This is a genomic window from Actinokineospora lacus (assembly GCF_053813445.1).
On record NZ_JBQERA010000013.1, the window covers coordinates 143,846 to 161,885 of the forward strand.

Below are 18,040 nucleotides of genomic sequence, written 5' to 3' on the forward strand. Positions count from 1 at the left end.
CGGCGCATGAAGGCACTGGTGGTAGGGGCGAGTGGACTGATCGGCCAGCACATCGTGGGGCAGTTGCGTGACGGCGGTCACGAGGTGACCGCGGTCGCCCGGAGCGCCCGCGCCGGGGTCGACCACGCGGTGGACGCGGCCGCGACGACGGCGGAGACGTGGCGACCCCTGCTCAGCGGCCACGACGGTGTCGTCTTCGCCGCGGGAGTCGACGACCGCGAGGTGCCGCCCGGCCCGGCGTACCCGTTCTTCCACGCGGGCAACGTCACCCCGGTCGTGGAGCTGCTCACGGCGGCCCGCGCGGAGGGCCTGACAAGGGCCGTCGTGCTGGGCTCGTACTTCACCCACTTCAACCGCGCCCACCCGTCGTGGCGGTTGGCGGACATCCACCCCTACATCCGCAGCAGGGTCGCCCAGGCGGTGCAGGGGCGCGCCGCCGCGGGGCCGGACCTGCCGGTGGCGGTGATCGAAGTGCCGTTCGTGTTCGGCAAGGCCGAGGACCGGTACCCGACCTGGGCGACCGGACTGGTGAAGTGGGCGGGCTCGGACTCCCGCCTGGTCGCCCCGGTCGGCGGCAGCGCCGCGACCACCGCCGCCGGTGTCGCCGCCGCGGCGGTGGCCGCGCTGCTGGCGGCCTCCGGCGCGGACATCCCCGTCGTGGACGAGAACATGACCTGGCGCGACATGGTCGGCAGGCTCGCCGCCGCCGCGGGGAAGCCGCGCCCGGTCTCGTCACTGCCGACCTTCGTGGTCAGTGCCGCCCTCCGGGTGGGGAAGCTCCGCAACCGGTTGGCGGGGAAGGAGTCTGGTTTGGACCCCGCCCGCCTGCCTGACCTGATGCTGCGCGAGCTGTTCATCGACACCGACGAACCGAAGTCGGTCGACGACGGCATCGCCGAGACGGTGGCCGAGGCGGTCCGCCAGCGCGGCTGACCGGCGGTCAGTGGTCCACGGCCCCGACCAGCAGCGGGAGTGCCCTGACCTCCGCCAACGTCCGGGGCAGACCGGCCAGCGCGCACAACGCCCGCATGGGGAGCCCGAGGTGGTGTCCCCCGGTGACGTCCCGGACGGCGGCGCGCACCTCGGCGGGGCCGGACCCGGCGTCCTCGGCGAGTTCGTGGGACTCGGCGTGGAACACGATGTCCCCGCCGACGGCGTAGGCGAACTGCGACCGCCCGTCGAGGGTGACGTTGGCCGTCGCCGCGACCTCGCCGCGCCGGGACAGCTCCGCTGTCGCGTTCAACGGCGGCCGGTCGCAGACCTGCCACAGGAACAGGGTCTCGCCGAGGTCGTCGTAGACGAAGGTCCAGTCGCCCACGCGGGCGGCCACCAAGGCGGCGGTGGGGTCCCACGGGTGCAGGGCCGCCCGCGCCAGGGAGTGGTGTCCGCCGCGCTCGTCGGGCACCACCCCCCTGCGGACCGACGCGGGGGCCGCGCCCAGCAACTCCAGCGCCTCGGCGGGCTCCAGGTCGCGCACGACGTGCACGAGGTGGTTGGGGTCGTGCGCCTGGTCGCCGAGCGCGGCGACCCAGGTGGGCACGCCGGAGTCGTCGAGGGGGTCGTCGTCGAAGTAGCCGGGCATGTGTTCTCCGTCCGCTGGTCTGTCCTGCCGTGCACGGGTGGTGATCGCGCTCCGGTTCAGGGGTGAACCCGCGCCGTCGCGCTGTCCGTGGTCCCCGTGTGGCCAATCAGGGGCGATCGGGAGGTTCGGCGTCGTGGCGATGATGGTGTCCGACGACGTCAGGACGCTGTTCCTGGTCCTGACCGGCGAGGTGTGGCCCGACGCGAACGAGGACCACCTCCGGGTGCTGGCCGCGGCGTGGGCCGGGGCGGGCTCCGACCTCGGCGACGTGGTCGCCCCCTTGCTGCGGACCCTGGTCGCGGACGCCTCCCAGGGGTTCGCGGGCGACGCCGAGACCGCGTTCGCGCGGCGGGTGGCGCCGTTCGTCGGCGCACAGGACCACCTGGGCGCCGCCAAGGAGCGGTTCCTCGCTCTGGCGGAGTTCTTGGACGACCTGGCGCTGGAAGTGGAGTACGCCAAGCTGGTCTCCGTCCTCAACCTGGTGGTGCTGGCCGCCGAGATCGCCTGGGCGGCGGCGGTGGCCCCGTTCCTCGGCTGGTCGGTGCTGGGCTGGCTGGCAGGCCGCTACGCCCAGGTCCGGGCCGTGCTGGCCACCGTGTGGGGCCGGGTGCTCGCCCAGTTCGTCGACGCGGCCGTGTTCGGCACCCTCAACCAGGTCGGCACCGACCTCGCCGCCCAGGGTGTCCAGTTCGCCACCGGCGAGCGCACCGGGGTGGACTGGGGGAAGACCGCCACAGCGGCGATGGTCGGCGGCATGTCGGCCGCGCTCGCCCCGGTCGTCGGCGGCTTCGGCGGTGTCCTGGGCGAGTCGGTCAACTCAGCCCTGACCAAGGCTTACGGCAGGGAGGGGCCGGGCGGGCGCGTCCGCGAGGAGGTCATCGAGGGCGGGTTCGAGACCGCCGCGGGCGCGGGCACCGAGGTCCTCGCCGAGGCGTTCGTCGTCAAGGCCACCACCGGCGAGTGGGAGTTCAACGGCTGGTCCGCCGTCTCCGGCGCGGTCTCCACCGTCGGCGTCCTCGGCGGCGGCGCCCTCGGCGAGGCGCTGAAGAAGCACGCCACGGGGAAGGACGTCCCGGTGGACGGTCCGGTCTCCCGGGAAGGCGTGGAGAAGCCCGGCGGCGGAGAGCGCGACCAAGACCCCGGCCGCGCCGCGCCGCCGCCCCGCGACGGCCTGGCACCGCTGCTCCCGTCCGCCGACACCCCTCCGGGCGCGCGGGCAGGCACTGCCGCGCCTGCCGCCCACCCGGTGGAGCCGACCGCGAACCGTCCAGTACGCACAGGACACCCAAGGGGCGGTTCGCGCCACGCAGACGAGGCCCGGCACTCCGGTGCTCGGCCGACGGACACCCGACTCCAGGAAACACCCTCCCAGGAACCACTTTCCCCGAACTCGGCGCACGACGTCACCCGGCTGGGAGTGGACGGCGGACCGCTCCACGGTGATCCGACCGCCCCGGTCTCCGGACCTTCAGGGCTCAGCCAGGGGCCGCCGCCTGTCCGGTCCGTCCACACGGCGCCGCCAACCGGCGCGGCCCCCGCGCCGACCCCGCCCTCCTCGTCGCCCGCCTCCCCTTCCGCCACACCGTCCTCGCCGTCGACCACGCCCACCGCGTCGACCCCGGAGCAGAGGGCGACCACCCCCGTCGCGCCCGCCGACCGCGCGGCGACCGCGACCGGGTCGACCCCGGGGCAGAGCGCCCCGGTCGACCGCACGGCCCCCGAGGCGACCGGGTCCGAGTCCACTTCCACTTCCGGCAAACGCAAGTACGACGACATCGACGACCCCCTGGAGGCAGGCCACCCCGGCTCCGTCGAGCGCGCGGAGGCCCCCGAACAGCTGATCGCGCCCACCGAGGCCGAGACCGACGCCCTGCTGGCGGTCGTCACCCCCGGGACCCGGTTCACCGACCCGGCGGTCTGGGCCCCCCTGATCAACGGCGCCGCCGCCGACGGCCGCTCGGTCAACTGCCCGGACGCCGCCCTGGCCGTCCACCAGACCTTCCGCGGCCACCCGAGGGTCGCGGGCCGGGTGCCCGCCCGCGCTCCCGGCGCGGCCCCCACCGCCCGCCACCCCCGGGGCCAGACCACCGCCATCGCCGAGGCCACCGGCTTTGACTGGGAGCTGGTCGGAGACGGCCCCACCGCCCTGCCCGCGCTCGTCACCCGGCTCCTGGAGGCGGGCCACGGCGCGGAGGCCGTCTTCGCGGGCCTCACCCCGGGCGACCCCCGGGGCGGCCACATCGCCAACCTCGTCAACCACGGGGGCAGGGTGCTCCTCGTCGACGGCCAGACCGGGCTCGTCGCCGAGGTCACCCCCACCGACACCGCGGCGGGCGGCTCCGACGCGAAGTCCGCCACCCTCGGCATGATCGCGGGTTGGGAGCGCCTCTACACCATCACCCTGGACGCCGACGGCGGCCACCTGCCGGTCGGCTCCACCGTCCCCGCCCCGGACGTGCGGCCCCTCGCGCCGCGTCCCGGCCACGTCGCCGACGCCTTCGGGGCCGGTCCGCCGGACCCCGCGGCCGCGGGTCCGGCGGGCAGTGGCCCGGTCGACGCCCCGGTGGGGTGGACTCCCGCCGCGCGCGGCCGTGTCCCCGGGTTGAGCGCCGTCAACGCGGTGGTGTCGCGGGTCGCGGGCGGCGGGCCGGACGTGCGGCTGCGGGCGACCACGGTGGACCGGCAGATCCACGAGTGGACGGTCACCTCCCGACCCGGGTACGTGAACCGGCGCGCAGGCGTGGTCCGCGACACCCGCACGGGCGGCGAGGTCGCCGACCTCGCCGCGACGGCGGAGCGCCTGGTGGAGCTGGTCGAGCTGCCGCCGGGGACCCCGCCCGTCCCGGAGGGGACGGTGGCCCCGGTCGACGTCGAGGCCTGGGTGCACCCGCGCGACGCCCTGCGGGAGGTCACCACGCGGGTGCGCGGTGGCGAGGTGGTCCGGGTGCTGGTCGAGACGGGCGGCGGGGTCCGGCAGTGGCGGGTGCTGCCGACGTCCACCGGTGTCTGGGTCGAGAACGCCCGCACCGGCGTGCCGCTGTCCGAGCGGGAGGTCCTGTCCACCCTGGAGGACGCGACCGCTGTCTTCCTCCACCCGGCGCCGGGCGAGGACGGCGTCCCCGCCGCCGAGCGGCCCGCGTGGGTGCCGACCGGCGACCCGGACGACCCGGCCGCGGCCGCCCGCCTCGGCCACACGGCGTTCGCCCTCCCGCACCAGAGGGGGTTCGGCGAGGGGGCCGTGCTCCCGTCGGCCGAGGCGGACCGGGTGCTCCAGGCGGCGGTGGCGGGCCAGGTCTTCCCCGAACCGCACATGGACTGGCTCGGGCACATCGCACGGTGGTCACGGGTGTCGCCGGTGGGTGTCGCCACGGCGGTCGTCGACACCTACTTCGGCAACCCCCATCTCCCCGGCGCGCCGTACGACGGCTCCAGCCCCCTGTGGCGGGCGGTGGCCGCCGGGTGGTGGCACGCGGGGCGGGGCAGGGAGGGGGTCGCGCGCGTCGCGGCCCGGCTGGTGGCCGCCGGGCCGAACTCGGTCGCGGTCGTCCTGGGCCCGGGTGGCGACGGGCGCGGCACCGCCCCCACGATCATCCGGGTCATGGTCAACCACGACGGCTCCCCGGTCGTGTTCACCCTGGCGGGAGTCCACCTGCGCGCCGCCGCCGTGCTCGTCGGCAACTGGGCGTTCGGGGACCACCCGATCCACGCCGTCATGCTCGATCGCGACCAGGTGGTCCTCGGACTGCCCCGGGCGCACCCCTTGCCGGGGGTCTCCTGGCCGGACGGGACCTGGTTGACCGAGGTCCGCGCCCTGCCGTCGGCGGCCGCGCGGGAGCGGCTCGCGGCCGCCGACGGCCCGCCACGGGGTGTGGACGCCGCACTGCTCGAACTGCTCAACCCGCTTCTGGGGAGCGGGTTCGACGGGTGGGTCAACGAGGTCGACTCGGTCCTGGCGCCCTTCGACGCGCTGTTCGGCAGGCGGCGCGTCGTCGGCACGTTCGCGGACGAGGCAGGCCCGGACCTGCCGTCGGTCCGGGCCCTCTCCCACGGCCTGCGCCGGGTCGACGGCGACGGGCGCCCGCCGCTGGCCCGGCTGGTGGACAGCCTGCCCGCCGGGGCCGCGGCGCTGGTGTTCGCGGCCTCCCCTGGCGGGGTGGGTGGCACGCTGGTGCTCGTCCACAACGACGGCGGGACGCCCGTGATGCTGCGCCGGGGGGACCGCGGACCTGTTCCGCTGACCGGCGGGTATCCGGTGGTGTTCCGTGGCGAAGAGCCCTTGTTCGTGACCGCGGTCGACGCCGCGCTGGCCCCGGTCGAGATCGGCGAGCTCGTCCTGCCGCTGCCCGTCGAGCTGCTCGTGCCCCCGCGGAGGGACCCCTCCCCGGATGCGGAGGTGGAGGTGGAGGACGACGCGGGCGACCCGCCCCCGTCGCCGGTCCGGCAAGCCCCCGCCACCTACGGCCGCGTCGTCGGGCTGAGCGATGTCAACGCGGTGGTGTCGCGGGTCGCCGCTGGTGGGCCGGACGTGCGGCTGCGAGTGACCACAGTGGACCGAGAGGTCCACGAGTGGACGGTCACGACCCGACCGGGGGACGTCAACCGGCGTGTCGGCGTGGTCCTCGACGCCCGGACCGGCGACCCCGTCGTCACCCTGGCCGCGACAGCGGAGCGCCTGGTGGGGCTGGTCGAGCTGCCGCCGGGGACCCCGCCCGTCCCGGAGGGGACGTCGGCCCCGGTCGACGTCACCACCCGGGTGGACCCGCGCGACGCCGTGGCGGTGGTGACCGCGCGGGTACGGGCGGGCGAGGTCGTCCGGGTGCTCGTGGAAGCCGACGGGACGGTGCACGACTGGCGGGTGGTGCCCGCGGCCACGGGGATATCGGTCGAGGACACCCGCACCGGCCGTCCCCTGGGCGACCGCGAGGTCTACGCCGCGCTGGACAACGCCACCGACGTCTTCGTCCACCCGCTCCCCGACGACGACGGCAGGCCCGCCCACGAGAGGCCCGCGTGGGTCCCGACCGGCGACCCGCACGACTCCGCGGCGGCCGCGCGCCTGGGCCCGGCGGCGTTCGCCCCGCCGGGCGCGGGCGGCTTCGACGACGCGGCCGCGGCCCCCTCCGCGGCGACGGAGCACGCCTTCCGGACCGCCTTGGCGGGCCGGGTCTTCCCGGAACCCGGTCTGGACTGGCTCGGCGTGATCGGACGCTGGTCGCGCGTCTCGCCGGTCGGTGTCGTCACCGCGATCGTGGACACCTACCTGGGCCACCCCCGCCTCCCGGGTGGGTCGCACGACGGCTCCGGTCCAGCGTGGCGGGCGGTGGCCGCCGGGTGGTGGCACGCGGGGCAGGGCACGGAGGGGGTCGCGCGCGTCGCGGCCCGGCTGGTGGCCGCCGGGCCGAACTCGGTCGCGATCCTGATCACCTCCACCAGGGACCGTGGGACCGTCCGGGTGATGGTCAACCACGACGGCTCCCCGACGGTGTTCGATCCCATCGGCTCCAGTCTCGCGCCGCCCGGTATGTGGACTCTCCGGGGCAAGCCGATTTACGCCGTCATGCTGGACCGAGACCGAGGGCTCCTCGACCTGCCCGGGACGCGCCCGCTGCCGGGGGTCTCCTGGCCGGACGGCACGTGGTTGACCGAGTTCCGGGTCCCGCCGTCGCGGGAGGCGCGGCAGCGGCTGGCCGCCGAGCCCGCGCGGCCCCCTGGGCTCGACGCCGCCCTCCTGAACCTGCTCAACCCGGTCGTGGGCAGCGGGTTCGGCGCGTGGGTCAACGAGGTCGACTCGGTCCTGGCGCCGTTCGACGCCCTGTTCGGGCGGCGGCGTCTCGTCGGCACGTTCGCCGAGGAGGCCGGTCCCGACCTGCCCTCGGTCCGGGCGTTGTCCCACGGTCTGCGGTCGGTGGACGGATCGCCTGCGCTCGACCGGCTGCGGCACGGCATGCCCGCGGGCGGCGCCGCGCTCGTGTTCGCGGCCTCGTCGCGTGCTCCGGGCGGCACGCTCGCGCTCGTCTACAACGACGGCGTGAACACCATGGTGCTGCGGCCAGGCGACCGTGCGCCCATCCGGCTGGTGACCGGCAAGTTCCCGGCCCCATTCCGGGACGCGCACACCCTCTTCGCGGCCGTGGTGGACGCCGCGCTGGCTCCGGTCGACCTCGGCCCGCTGGTCCTCGCGTTGCCGCTGGACGTGCTTCTTCCCGGGATGGCCGGTTCTGCCCCGACCGCCCTGGAGGCAGCCGCTCTGGAAACAGCAGGCGACCACCAGCCCGACGGGCCATCAGGCAGCGCGGACCCCCGCGAGCCGATCCCGTCGCCGACAGGCTCGCTCGACCAGTGGATTGCCGACCTGGTCGGCCCGGATGCGACCGGGGAGGAGCGGACACCGCACGACGACGAGTCGGCGGAACCCTTCCTGGTCGACGACTGGCTCGTGGACGGGTCCACCCCTGCCGGAGAACCTCCCGCGGAGACCGCTGAGGACGACAACTCCGCGCGGGACGGCACGGAACCACCCGGGCCGCAGGCGCGGACCGGGCAGGACACGGACTCGTTCGAGGGCGGATTCGGCGCTCTCTGGGGGTTTCCGACCGAGGGCGAGCGGCTCTTGGAAGAGGGATTGGCGGAGTGGGCCGCCGCGCTGACCCCGCTGTCGGAGGGCGGATCGGCTGGCGGCGCCAGTACGGTGGGACGCTCCCCTCGGACACCGGAAACGATGGACTGGCAGCGCGATGACAGGGTCGTCGCGATTGGACCCGTGACAGAGTCCGATATGGATGATCCGGCTCCGGTGGGCGACGTGCCCGAGGAGGCGGTGACCGCGCTGACACCAGCGCCGTCTCCTGCCGAGCGTGTCGACACGGTGCGGTTGGCGATCGACCCGTCCGGCGCGCTCGACGCGGGGCAGGTCGCGGCACTGGAGGTGTTCGCCCGCGACATCGTGCGGGTCGCGGCGTGGCGGAGCGTTCACGGCCACCCGGTGCCCGAGATCGTCCTGGCGGGGTCGGTGGCCGCGCTGGGGTCCTTCCACCTGCCGCTGGTCGGGCGGGTCCTCTGGGACGCGATGACCCGCGCCGCGGAGGAGTCGACGCGGCAGGGGCGGCCGGTCGACCACCGCGCTGTCCGGCTCCGCAGGCTGCCCGTACCCGAGCTGCGCGACGGCGACGACTGGTCGCGCCTCTTCATCGTCGAGGCGCGCGTCCCCCCGCTCCGGGCGGACGAGGCCGACGCCCGCTCCAGCGACCACGACCAGACGCCTGCCGAGGTCCCCGAGACACAGCACGGTGACACCCGCCAGCCCGAATCCGCCCTGGGCAAACGCAAACGCGACGACACCGGCGACACCGGCGACACCGGCGACACCGGCGACACCGGCGACGCGGGCCCCGCCCGCCTGCGGGAAGGCCCCACTCGGCCGGTCCCGTCCACCCCGGCGGGGTCCGCGGCCCCGCCCGCCCCGGCGACCGGCGACGGACCACCGACCCCGGAAGCGGACCAGGACGCGGCGCTGACGCACTCGCCGGTCGGCGGGGACGGCGCGGAGTGGGCCGCGGAGGGGTTCGGCTCCCTGTGGGGCTTCGAGTCCCGGAGCGACGCGGCGTTGACCGCGGCGCTCGCCGAATGGGGCGGGTCGGAGACGCCCCCGTCCGACGAGTGGACGGCGGACGTGCCGGGGGCGGGCCTCGACACGGAGGGGGACTGGGACACCGTCGACATCGCTGCCCTGCTCGGGTGGTCTGACGTCGAGCCCGCCCCGCCGGACGACGGGCACGGCACTGTGCCATTGCGGCCGCCCGGGGCGCGCGCGGTGACCGAGGTCGTCGAACCGGCGACCGCCGAGCAGGAGGCCGCCTTGGGGACGGTCGTCACGCCGGGGGACCGGTTCCGCGATCCGCGCGCGTGGGTCGGGCTGGTCAACGTCCAGACGGAGCGGGAGCGGGTCAACCAGGTGGACTCCGCGCCGGCGTTCCCCACCGGCCACTCCGCGCTGGCCGAGGTCGCCCCGGCGGGCGTGCACGCGCTCGTCGTCGACGCCGACGGCGCGCCGGTAGCCCCGGCGCGGATGACGCCGCCGGTGGCGGACTCCTTCGGGGCGGCCCTCCTGAGGCGGTCCGCGGACAACGGGCGCGTCCGGGCGGAGGTCGAGACCGGGGGGACGAGCGTCCTGGGGGACACCGCCGCGACGGTCGTGCGGACCCCCCGCGGTGTGCGGGTCCTGGGGTGGGTCAGCGCGGCACGGGCGGCGGACCTGGCCGCGGCGCTCGAGTGCGATGTCGTCGCGATGGTGGTCGGGCCCGACGACGAAGAACCGAGGGAGTACGTGTTCCCGCCCGCGGGACGGCCCCTGCCCGCGCGCGAGGAGGACCTGTGACGCGCGGGCGGGCGGCCGACAGCGCTCCCGCGGTGTCAGGCGGGCTGGTGGGTGGACATCACGACCAGCTGCTTGAGGTTGACGTGCTTGGGCCTGCTGGCGGCGTAGGCCACCAGGTCGGCGACGTCAGCCGGGACAAGGCAGGGAATGTGGGCGGCCAGGGCCTCGGCGGGGAGGTCGGGGTTGCCGGTGTACTCGCTGAGGAGTTCGGTGGCGACCAGGCCGGGTTCGACGGTGGTGACGCGCACGCCCAGCGGGCCGAGTTCGGTGCGCAGGCCCGCGGACAGGTGTGAGGCGGCGGCCTTGGTGGCGGAGTAGACGCCGAAGCCGGGGTGGACGGCGTGGGCCCCGGCCGAGGAGATGTTCACCAGGTCGGCGGCGCCTTCGGCGCCTGCGGCCACCAGGTCGGGGGTGAATGCCTTGCTCACCGCGCACAGGCCCTTGAAGTTGGTGTCGATCATGCGGTCCCAGTCGGCCGGGTCGCTGTCGGCGAAGGGGCCGGAGGACAGCACGCCCGCGTTGTTCACCACGAGGTCGACCCGCCCCAGGGCGGCGTGCACGGCCTCGACCGCCGCGGACAGGTCGCCGGTGACGTCCGCGGCCACGGCGACGGCTCTGCCGCCGTCGGCCTCGATCTTGTCCGCGAGGTCGGCGATGCGGTTGGCCCGGCGCGACAGCAGGGCGACGTGCGCGCCCGCCCGGGCGAGGACGACGGCGATCTCGGCCCCGATGCCGCTGGCGGCGCCGGTCACGACGGCGGTGCGGCCGTTCAAGATGTAGGTCATGGGCCGACCTTGACGCACGCCCACCGCCGGGACAATCTCCCCGGGACCGGTTCGCGTTAAGTTCGGGCACCTCCCCCGCGGACCGCGTCAGGGCAGGTGGCGGGCCGGGGACTCGACCACCGGGACCGCCAGGCCCCGCGATCGCCGCCACCCCGCCCGCGCGCGGGGGTGGAACCTCAGGTCGTGCGGGAGCGCGGAGAACGCCAGGTGCACGACGCGGCCGAGCAGCCGGTGCAGGCGCTCGTCCCGGGCCGACCAGCGCAGGCCGAGGCGCCGCCGCACCACGGGATCGTAGAGGCCGATGGTCAGCCAGGTGAACCCTCGGGCGGCCACCGCCCACAGCGGCGTCCACACTGGACCCGGCAGCACCCTCATGAACGAGGGTCTCGGCAGGCCGCGCAGGTTGAGCACGTCCCGGGTGGCCTTGTTGTCCTCCAGCACCTCGGCGCAGGTGCGGTCCCAGTAGGCCTGGAACTCCTCCCACGAGCCGGGGACGGGGCGCATGGTCATGCCGTAGAGCCGGTACCACTGGACGTGTTCGGCGAACAACCGCCTGCGGTCATCTTCGGGCACGCCGCCCATGAACCGGTCGCCGAAGCGGATGGTCGTCATGAAGAACACCGCGTGCGCCCAGTAGAAAACCTCGGGGGACAGGGCGTGGTAGGGCTGCCCCGAGTGGTCGGTGCCCTTGACCGTGTGGTGGTAGCCGCGAATCCACCTGCCGGTCTCGTGCGCTGTCGCGCCGTCGTAGACCACGCCGAGGATCGGGTAGAAGGAGCGGAAGACGCGCTTCCAGCGGTCCCCGAAGAATTGGGAGTGCTGCTCGACGCCGATGCCCAGACCCGGGTGCATGTTCTGCATGGACCCCGTCCACAGCACCACGAGCATGTTGCGCCAGTCGCCGAAGTAGCGCCAGGTCAGCGAGTCCGGCCCCAGAGGCTCGGCCATCTCAGCGGCGGCGGGAGGCCAGCAGCGCCGACAGCCCCACCCGGCCGCGCCGCATCATCAGCGCGTGGTTGTGGATGAACGCCCGGCGGCCGACGAGCGCGAACACCCGCAGCAGCCGCTTCTCGGCCGTGCACTCCTGGGTGATGCGCACCCGGGTCCCGCCGCCGTCCGCGCCGGTCAGCGCGAAGTCGATCCACCCGGCGAGGTCGCCGTCCATGGCGAGGCGGAAGCGGCCGCCCTCCCGGTCGTGGACCAGGAACCTGTTGGTGAGGTGGAGGGTGTAGGGCAGGGACGAGCGGATCGCGACCGCCACCGTGTCGGCGTCGACCCGGCGGACCTCGCGGTACTCCGGCCACCACAGCGGGTAGGCCTCCAGGTCGACCAAGGCGTCGAAGACCTCGCCGAGCGGGTGGTCGACGGTCCAGGACAGGTCGAACCGGTAGAAGTTCAGGTCCATCGCCGATCCTTCCCGGAAATCGCATGCTTGCTCACGTCTTGGCAATCGGGCAGGGGCACGGCGCGTTTCCTGGCCGGCCGCGATCTGCCCTTTCCGTTGTCACGCGGTGCGGAGAAGGGGCAGTTCGCGCAAGTTGCGCAGGGCGTTGTGGACGCGGCTCTTGACAGTGCCCGTCGGCACCTCCAGCACCTCGGCGGCGGAGGCGGCGGTGCGGTCGGCGAAGTAGACCTCGACCAGGGTGCGGCGGTGCTGCGCGGGCAGCGTGCGCAGGGCGGCGTCGACGAGCATGCGGTCGAGGACCTGGTCGTCGGCCTGCGGCTGGAAGGTGGCGTCGGTCTCGGGCATCTCGACCTCGGTGGGCCGGGCGGCGCGGTGGCGGTGCTGGTCCATGGCGACGTTGTGGGTCACCCGGATCAGCCAGCCGCGCACCGAGCCGCGCTCCTCGATCAACCGGTCCCGGTTGCGCCAAGCGCGCACCCAGGTCTCCTGCACGACGTCCTCGGCGCGGTGGCGGTCACCGCCGCAGAGGCGGGTGGCGTAGGCGAGCAGGGCGGCGCGGTGGGTGTGGACGATGCTGTCGAAAGTGGACATCCGATTCCCCTGTCATCGAGCTGTTTCCCTGATGGCAGAAGCCTCTCGTTTTCCGGGGTCCGTGTCGGTGGGCTTGTCCCCCCATCCGGCGGGGATGTCCCGCCGATCGCGGCGGGGACCTCCCACCCCCGAGGTAGGGGCATCCCCACCCCGGCGGCGCGCGGCCGCGGCCCCGGCGGCCACCGCGCCCGCCGCCAGCAGCGCCGCGGCGAACCACAGCGCCCGCAGCACGGGCGCGGGGTCCGGCGCGGGCGGGGACGGCACCGCCAGCGGCGCGGCGGTGGCCGGGCGCACCGGCCGGGCCGGTCCCGCCACCGCGGTCACCGCCGCCACCGGGTCGAGCACCCCGAATCCCACCCGGGGGTCGGGGACGCCCGCGGCGGGCCGGTCGGCGGTGTCGCGCAGGCGCGCGACGGTCTCGGCGGCGCTCAGTCCCGGCCGGTAGTCGCGCACCAGCGCCGCCGCGCCCGCGGTGAACGCCACCGCCAGCTCCGGCCCCGACGCCGTGCGGTGGCCGGGTCCGGTCGGACCGGGGCCCGTCACCTGCTCGGCGGGCGCGGCGAGCAGCGGCGCGGCCCCCAGCGGACCGCCCGTGGGCCCGTCGGGGCCGATCGGGGCCACGGCGACCACGCCGGGCAGCGCCGCGGGGAAGGCCAGTCGGCCCGCCTCGCGGACCCCGGCGGCGGCCACCACGACCACGTCGCGCCGGACCGCGTCGGCCACCGCCGCCCGCAGGTCCGGGGTCGACACTCCGGTGACCACGCCGACGGCGACCACCCGCGCCCCGCCGTCGACGGCGGCCCGGATGCCCGCGGCGACCCGGTCCGGGTCCGCCCTCGCCGGGTCGTCGGCCACCCGCACGGGCAGCACCCGGGCGGCGGGCGCGACCCCGGCGAACGGGGTGCCCGCGGCGGGACGGGCCGCGATCAAGCCGGCCAGGAACGTGCCGTGGCCCGCGCAGTCGGTGTCCCCGCGCCCGCCCGCGAGGTCGGTGCCGGGCAGCACGGCCCCGGCCAGGGCGGGTGCCGCCGCGCTCACCCCGGTCCCGACCACGGCGACGGTCACCGCGCCCCGGGTCAGGGGCCAGGCCCTGGACGGCGCCAGCCGCAGCTGCGCCCACGGCTCGGCCCCCGCCCGCACCGCTTCCGCGGGCGCGCACTCGCCGGTCGTCCCGCCAGCACCCCCGGTGTCCGGCGGGACGGGCGCGTCCTGCCGGGCGGAGGTGTCCGGCGCGGCGGGCTGGGCCGTGGCGGCCGCCGGGCCCGCGGCGAGCAGCAGCACGGCCAGCCCGGCCACCAGCCGCGCCGCCGGTCCGGCGGACAGCGGCGCGGTCACAGCACCTCCTCCGTCCACCCGACCTGGAGGCCGACGGCGTCGCGCCGGGTGACCAGGACCGCCCGGCCGGGCGGGAGCTGGCGGCCCCGGGAACCGTTGAGCAGCGGCATCTCGTTGGGCGGCATCGACAGCGCCAACTCCGGGGTGTTGGACTCCTGGAGCCTGCGGATCACCGAGTCCATCGCCGTGCGGCTGGAGCCCGCCGCGGCGCGGGCGACCACCACGTGCAGGCCGATGTCGCCCGCCTGCGGCAGCAGTTCGACCAGCGAGTCCAGCGGACCGCCGAGCGCGCCCACCAGCAGGTCGTAGTCGTCGACCAGGACGAAGTACTCCGGGCCGCTCCACCAGTCCCGCTTGCGCAGCCTGCTCGGGGTGATGTCCGCGCCGGGCACGCGCTGCTTGAGCTCGGCGGCCAGCGGGCGCACGACCCCCTCGGCCACCGCCGCCGACACCGCCATCCCGGCCCGGTACTCCTCGGGGACGCTCTCCACGAGCGTGCGGCGCGGGTCGATCACCACGATCCTGGCCTGCTCCGGGGTGTACACCCCGGGGATGGCCGCGGCGATCAGCCGCAGCGCGGCGGTCTTGCCGCTGCCGCTGTCGCCGACGACGGTCAGGTGCGGGCGGTCGGCGAAGTCGTGCCACACCGGCTTCAGGTCCAACTCCCCTGAGCCCAGCGCGATCCGCGGACCGGGCAGCGGCGCGGGCAGCTCGCCCGCGGGCAGCAGGGCGGGCAGCATCCGCACCGGCGGGGCGACCGGGCCGCCCCAGCTCTCGGCGACGGAGGTGACCAGCTCCCTGGTCGCCTCGGCGAGGCCGTCCACCCCGTCGCGGCCGTCGGCCCTGGGCACCGCGGCCAGGAAGTTCAGCTTGTCGGGGGTGAGGCCCCGGCCCGGGGAACTGGGCACCAGGGCGGCCTTGCGCATGTCGATGACGGAGTCGATGGCGTCGCCCAGCCGCAGCTCCAACCGGGTGCCGAGCTGGTCGCGGAGTCCACTGTGGATGTCGGACCAGCGGGTCGAGGTGAGCACCAGGTGCACGCCGTAGGACAGGCCCTGCTGGGCGAGCTGGCGCAGCGTGTGGTCGTGCTGCTCGAAGTCGGCGCGCAACTGCGCCCAGCCGTCGACCACCAGGAACACGTCGCCGTGCGGGTCGTCGGCGAACTCGCCTGCTGCCCGACGGGCTCGGTAGACGCCCATGCTCTCCACGCCGTGCTCGGTGAACACCCGCTCACGCCTGCTGACCACGCCCTGCACCTCGGCGACCGTGCGGGCGACCCGCTCGGCCTGCATGCGGGTGGCCACGCCGCCGACGTGCGGCAGCCCCTCCAGGGCGGTCAGCGTGCCGCCGCCGAAGTCCAGGCAGTAGAACTGCACCTCGGACGGGGTGTGGGTGAGGGCGAGCCCGGTGATCAGGGTCCGCAGCAACGTGCTCTTGCCCGACTGCGGCGCGCCCGCCACGCCGACGTGCCCGCCCGCCCCGGACAGGTCGACCACGTGCAGGTCGCGCATCTGCTCGAACGGCTTGTCCACCACGCCCACCGGCACCGCCAGCGACCCCCGGCCCGGCCAGCCCGCCGCCGACAGCCCCAGCCCCGGGATGTCCTCCAGCGGCGGCAGCACCTGGTCCAGCGACGGTGGCGCGCCCAGCGGCGGCAGCCAGACCTGGTGCGCGGGCGGTCCCTGCCCGACGAGCTTGTCGACCACGACGTCCATCACCGTGCCCGCCGACTCGGCGACCTCGCCGACCGGGGCCGGGGTCGCCGCGTCGGGCATCGGCGCGCGGCCCGCCCCGAACGCCACGACCTGCCTGCGCACCTCCTCCTGGCGCTGTTCGCGGGTGCGCCGCCGGTGCGGGCCGGAGACGTAGGCGGCCTTGAACCGCACCAGGGTGGCCACGTCGCTGCGCAGGTACCCGTTGCCGGGCGCGCTGGGCAGCTGGTAGGCGTCGGGCACGCCGATCACCGAGCGGCTCTCCATCGCCGAGAAGGTGCGCAGGCCGATCCGGTAGGACAGGTGGCTCTCCAGCTTGTGCATGCGGCCGTCGTCGACGCGCTGGCTGGCCAGCAGCAGGTGCACGCCCAGCGAGCGGCCGAGCCTGCCGATCATGACGAAGAGCTCGGCGAAGTCGGGGTTGGTGGCCAGCAGCTCGCTGAACTCGTCGACGATGAGGAACAGCGTCGGCAGCGGCTCCAGCTGCACCCCGGACAGCCTGGCCTTCTCATAGTCCAAAAGGGAGCTGTAGTTGCCCGCCGAGCGCAGGAGTTCCTGCCTGCGGACCATCTCCCCGTGCAGGGCGTCCTGCATGCGGGTCACCAGGGGGGCCTCGTCGGCCAGGTTGGTGATCACCGCCGAGGTGTGCGGCAGCCGGTCCAGTCCCAGGAAGGTCGCGCCGCCCTTGAAGTCGACGAGGACGAAGTTCAGGATCTCCGGCGAGTGGGTCATCGCCAGGCCCAGGACCAACGTGCGCAGCAACTCGCTCTTGCCCGAGCCGGTCGCGCCGATCAGCAGCCCGTGCGGGCCCATGCCGCCCTGTGCCGACTCCTTGATGTCGAGTTCGACGGTGCTGCCGTCCTCGGCGACGCCCAGCGGGATGCGGAAGCGGTCCGGTCCGAGCGCGGTGCGCCACAGCGCCGCCGGGTCGGCTTCGTCCACATCGGACACGCCGAGCAGCCGGGGCAGGTCGAAGTCGGCCACCATCGGCTCGGCGATGTCGTTGCCGCCGCTGAGCCGGTACGGCGAGACCACCCGGGCCAGCGCCGCCGCCCGGGTCGCGCTGAGCAGGTCGGGCGTCCCCAGGGGGGTGTGCACGGCCTTGCCGGTGCGGTCGGTGCGCACCATCCGCACCTCCTGCGGCGAGACCTCCAGCCGCAGCCTGCCCTTGCCGCCGGGGGCGTCCTCCTCGGCGACCACGACGACGACGGCGTTGCGGTAGCCGCCACCCTCCAACCGCGACTCCGGCGGCGGGACCACACCGTCGAGCACGACCACCACGTAGGGCTCGTCGCGGTTGGGAGAGGCCCCGGCCTCGAACCGGCCGCGCTGGTCAAGTTCAGCGGCCAGCAGCTCGGTGAGCCCGTCGACGCCGTCGGCCAGCAGCCGGGCCTGCCCGGCGCCGTCCTGCTCGACGGGGTGCTGGGCGTGCGGCAGCCACTTCACCCAGTCCCAGTCCGCGACCCGCTCCGGGCTCGCGCACACCGCGATCCGCAGGTCCTCGGGGGAGTGGAAGACGCAAAGCTGGGACAGCACCGCGCGCACCATCCCGCGGGCGGCCTCCTCGTCGCCGAAGCAGCGGATGTGCGCGAAACCCCGCAGGTACAGCGCGGTCGGCTGGTTGGCGACGGCGGTGTAGGCGTTGATGAACCGGCGCAGCGCGCGCGCCGACAGCGGCTCCAGGTCCGACACCGGCTTGGTGTTCAACGGCGTCATCGTCAACGCCAGGCGCTGCGGGCCGACCCCGACGCGCACCTCGGCGAAGTCCGCGTGCGCGGCGCGGCGCTCCCACAACCGGGCGGTCATGGCCACCGACCACAGCCCGGCCGGGTCCGGGTGCCGCCACGCCAGCGCGGTGCGCTGCCGGTCGGCGACCGCGCGGACCTGCGCCCGGGTCTGGCCCAGGTAGCGCAGGTAGTCGCGGCGCTCGCCGCGCATGCGCTGCTTGCGCTCTCCCTTGTTGCCCTGGAAGAAGAACATGAGCACGCCGAGCAGCGTCATCCCCCCCATCATGCCCATGCCCATGACCGGGTTGGACGGCCCGATGAAGACCAGCATCATCACGCCGCTGCCCAGCATCATCGGCAGCGTCGCCATCATCCCGCCCATCCCGCCGCCCGCCGTCTCCGGCAGCACCGGCGGCTCTTGCAGCGACAACTCGCCCGAGGGCATCTCCGGCGGCTGCTCCCGACCCTGCCTGCGGAACAACGTCGTGGTCATCTCGGCGGCTCCTCTCCGTGTGGCGCCTACCGCGCA

Annotated in this window: 9 protein-coding genes; 2 read left to right on the forward strand and 7 right to left on the reverse strand. The window is 75.3% G+C overall.

Annotated elements, in window-relative coordinates; translation table 11 throughout:
- Positions 1-6: 6 nt before the first annotated feature.
- The gene (locus tag ACTG9Q_RS27530) at positions 7-933 is read left to right on the forward strand and encodes an NAD-dependent epimerase/dehydratase family protein (RefSeq protein WP_455575823.1); all 927 of its coding nucleotides are present in this window, start codon (positions 7-9) and stop codon (positions 931-933) included.
- 7 nt (positions 934-940) lie between these two features.
- Here the strand turns inward: ACTG9Q_RS27530 and ACTG9Q_RS27535 are convergent, their stop codons facing one another.
- Positions 941-1,582 carry a DUF6461 domain-containing protein gene (locus ACTG9Q_RS27535; protein ID WP_455575824.1) on the reverse strand — a complete coding sequence of 214 codons (642 nt, stop codon included), beginning with the start codon at positions 1,580-1,582 and terminating at the stop codon, positions 941-943.
- Positions 1,583-1,721: 139 nt separating this feature from the next.
- Between ACTG9Q_RS27535 and ACTG9Q_RS27540 the strand changes: the two genes are divergently transcribed.
- Positions 1,722-9,956, forward strand: coding sequence for a toxin glutamine deamidase domain-containing protein (locus tag ACTG9Q_RS27540; RefSeq protein ID WP_455575891.1), 8,235 nt, complete (start codon positions 1,722-1,724; stop codon positions 9,954-9,956).
- Positions 9,957-9,991: 35 nt separating this feature from the next.
- Here ACTG9Q_RS27540 and ACTG9Q_RS27545 read toward each other — a convergent pair whose 3' ends face one another.
- The 6 genes from ACTG9Q_RS27545 to eccCa form a co-directional block, all read right to left on the reverse strand.
- Entirely contained in the window at positions 9,992-10,741 is a 750-nt protein-coding gene (locus ACTG9Q_RS27545; protein ID WP_455575825.1) for an SDR family oxidoreductase, read from the reverse strand.
- An 87-nt stretch (positions 10,742-10,828) separates the two neighbouring features.
- A complete protein-coding gene (locus ACTG9Q_RS27550; RefSeq protein WP_455575826.1) occupies positions 10,829-11,689 on the reverse strand; it encodes an oxygenase MpaB family protein in 861 nt (286 codons plus the stop codon).
- A 1-nt stretch (position 11,690) separates the two neighbouring features.
- On the reverse strand, positions 11,691-12,146 hold the full coding sequence (locus ACTG9Q_RS27555) for an SRPBCC family protein (protein ID WP_455575827.1): 456 nt from the start codon (positions 12,144-12,146) through the stop codon (positions 11,691-11,693).
- 99 nt (positions 12,147-12,245) lie between these two features.
- Complete coding sequence (locus ACTG9Q_RS27560; protein ID WP_455575828.1) at positions 12,246-12,737, reverse strand: sigma-70 family RNA polymerase sigma factor; 492 nt, start codon at positions 12,735-12,737, stop codon at positions 12,246-12,248.
- A 12-nt stretch (positions 12,738-12,749) separates the two neighbouring features.
- Positions 12,750-14,072 (reverse strand): S8 family serine peptidase, encoded by a 1,323-nt coding sequence (locus ACTG9Q_RS27565; RefSeq protein WP_455575829.1) that lies wholly within the window; start codon positions 14,070-14,072, stop codon positions 12,750-12,752.
- On the reverse strand, positions 14,069-18,004 hold the full coding sequence (gene eccCa, locus ACTG9Q_RS27570) for a type VII secretion protein EccCa (protein ID WP_455575830.1): 3,936 nt from the start codon (positions 18,002-18,004) through the stop codon (positions 14,069-14,071). The genes ACTG9Q_RS27565 and eccCa overlap by 4 nt, the downstream gene beginning before the upstream one ends.
- Positions 18,005-18,040 lie beyond the last annotated feature (36 nt).

Excerpts from the sequence above, each read along its gene's own strand:
- ACTG9Q_RS27530 (WP_455575823.1), top strand. The coding sequence starts at position 7 with ATGAAGGCACTGGTGGTAGGGGCGAGTGGACTGATCGGCCAGCACATC.
- ACTG9Q_RS27535 (WP_455575824.1), bottom strand. The coding sequence starts at position 1,582 with ATGCCCGGCTACTTCGACGACGACCCCCTCGACGACTCCGGCGTGCCC.
- ACTG9Q_RS27540 (WP_455575891.1), top strand. The coding sequence starts at position 1,722 with ATGATGGTGTCCGACGACGTCAGGACGCTGTTCCTGGTCCTGACCGGC.
- ACTG9Q_RS27545 (WP_455575825.1), bottom strand. The coding sequence starts at position 10,741 with ATGACCTACATCTTGAACGGCCGCACCGCCGTCGTGACCGGCGCCGCC.
- ACTG9Q_RS27550 (WP_455575826.1), bottom strand. The coding sequence starts at position 11,689 with ATGGCCGAGCCTCTGGGGCCGGACTCGCTGACCTGGCGCTACTTCGGC.
- ACTG9Q_RS27555 (WP_455575827.1), bottom strand. The coding sequence starts at position 12,146 with ATGGACCTGAACTTCTACCGGTTCGACCTGTCCTGGACCGTCGACCAC.
- ACTG9Q_RS27560 (WP_455575828.1), bottom strand. The coding sequence starts at position 12,737 with ATGTCCACTTTCGACAGCATCGTCCACACCCACCGCGCCGCCCTGCTC.
- eccCa (WP_455575830.1), bottom strand. The coding sequence starts at position 18,004 with ATGACCACGACGTTGTTCCGCAGGCAGGGTCGGGAGCAGCCGCCGGAG.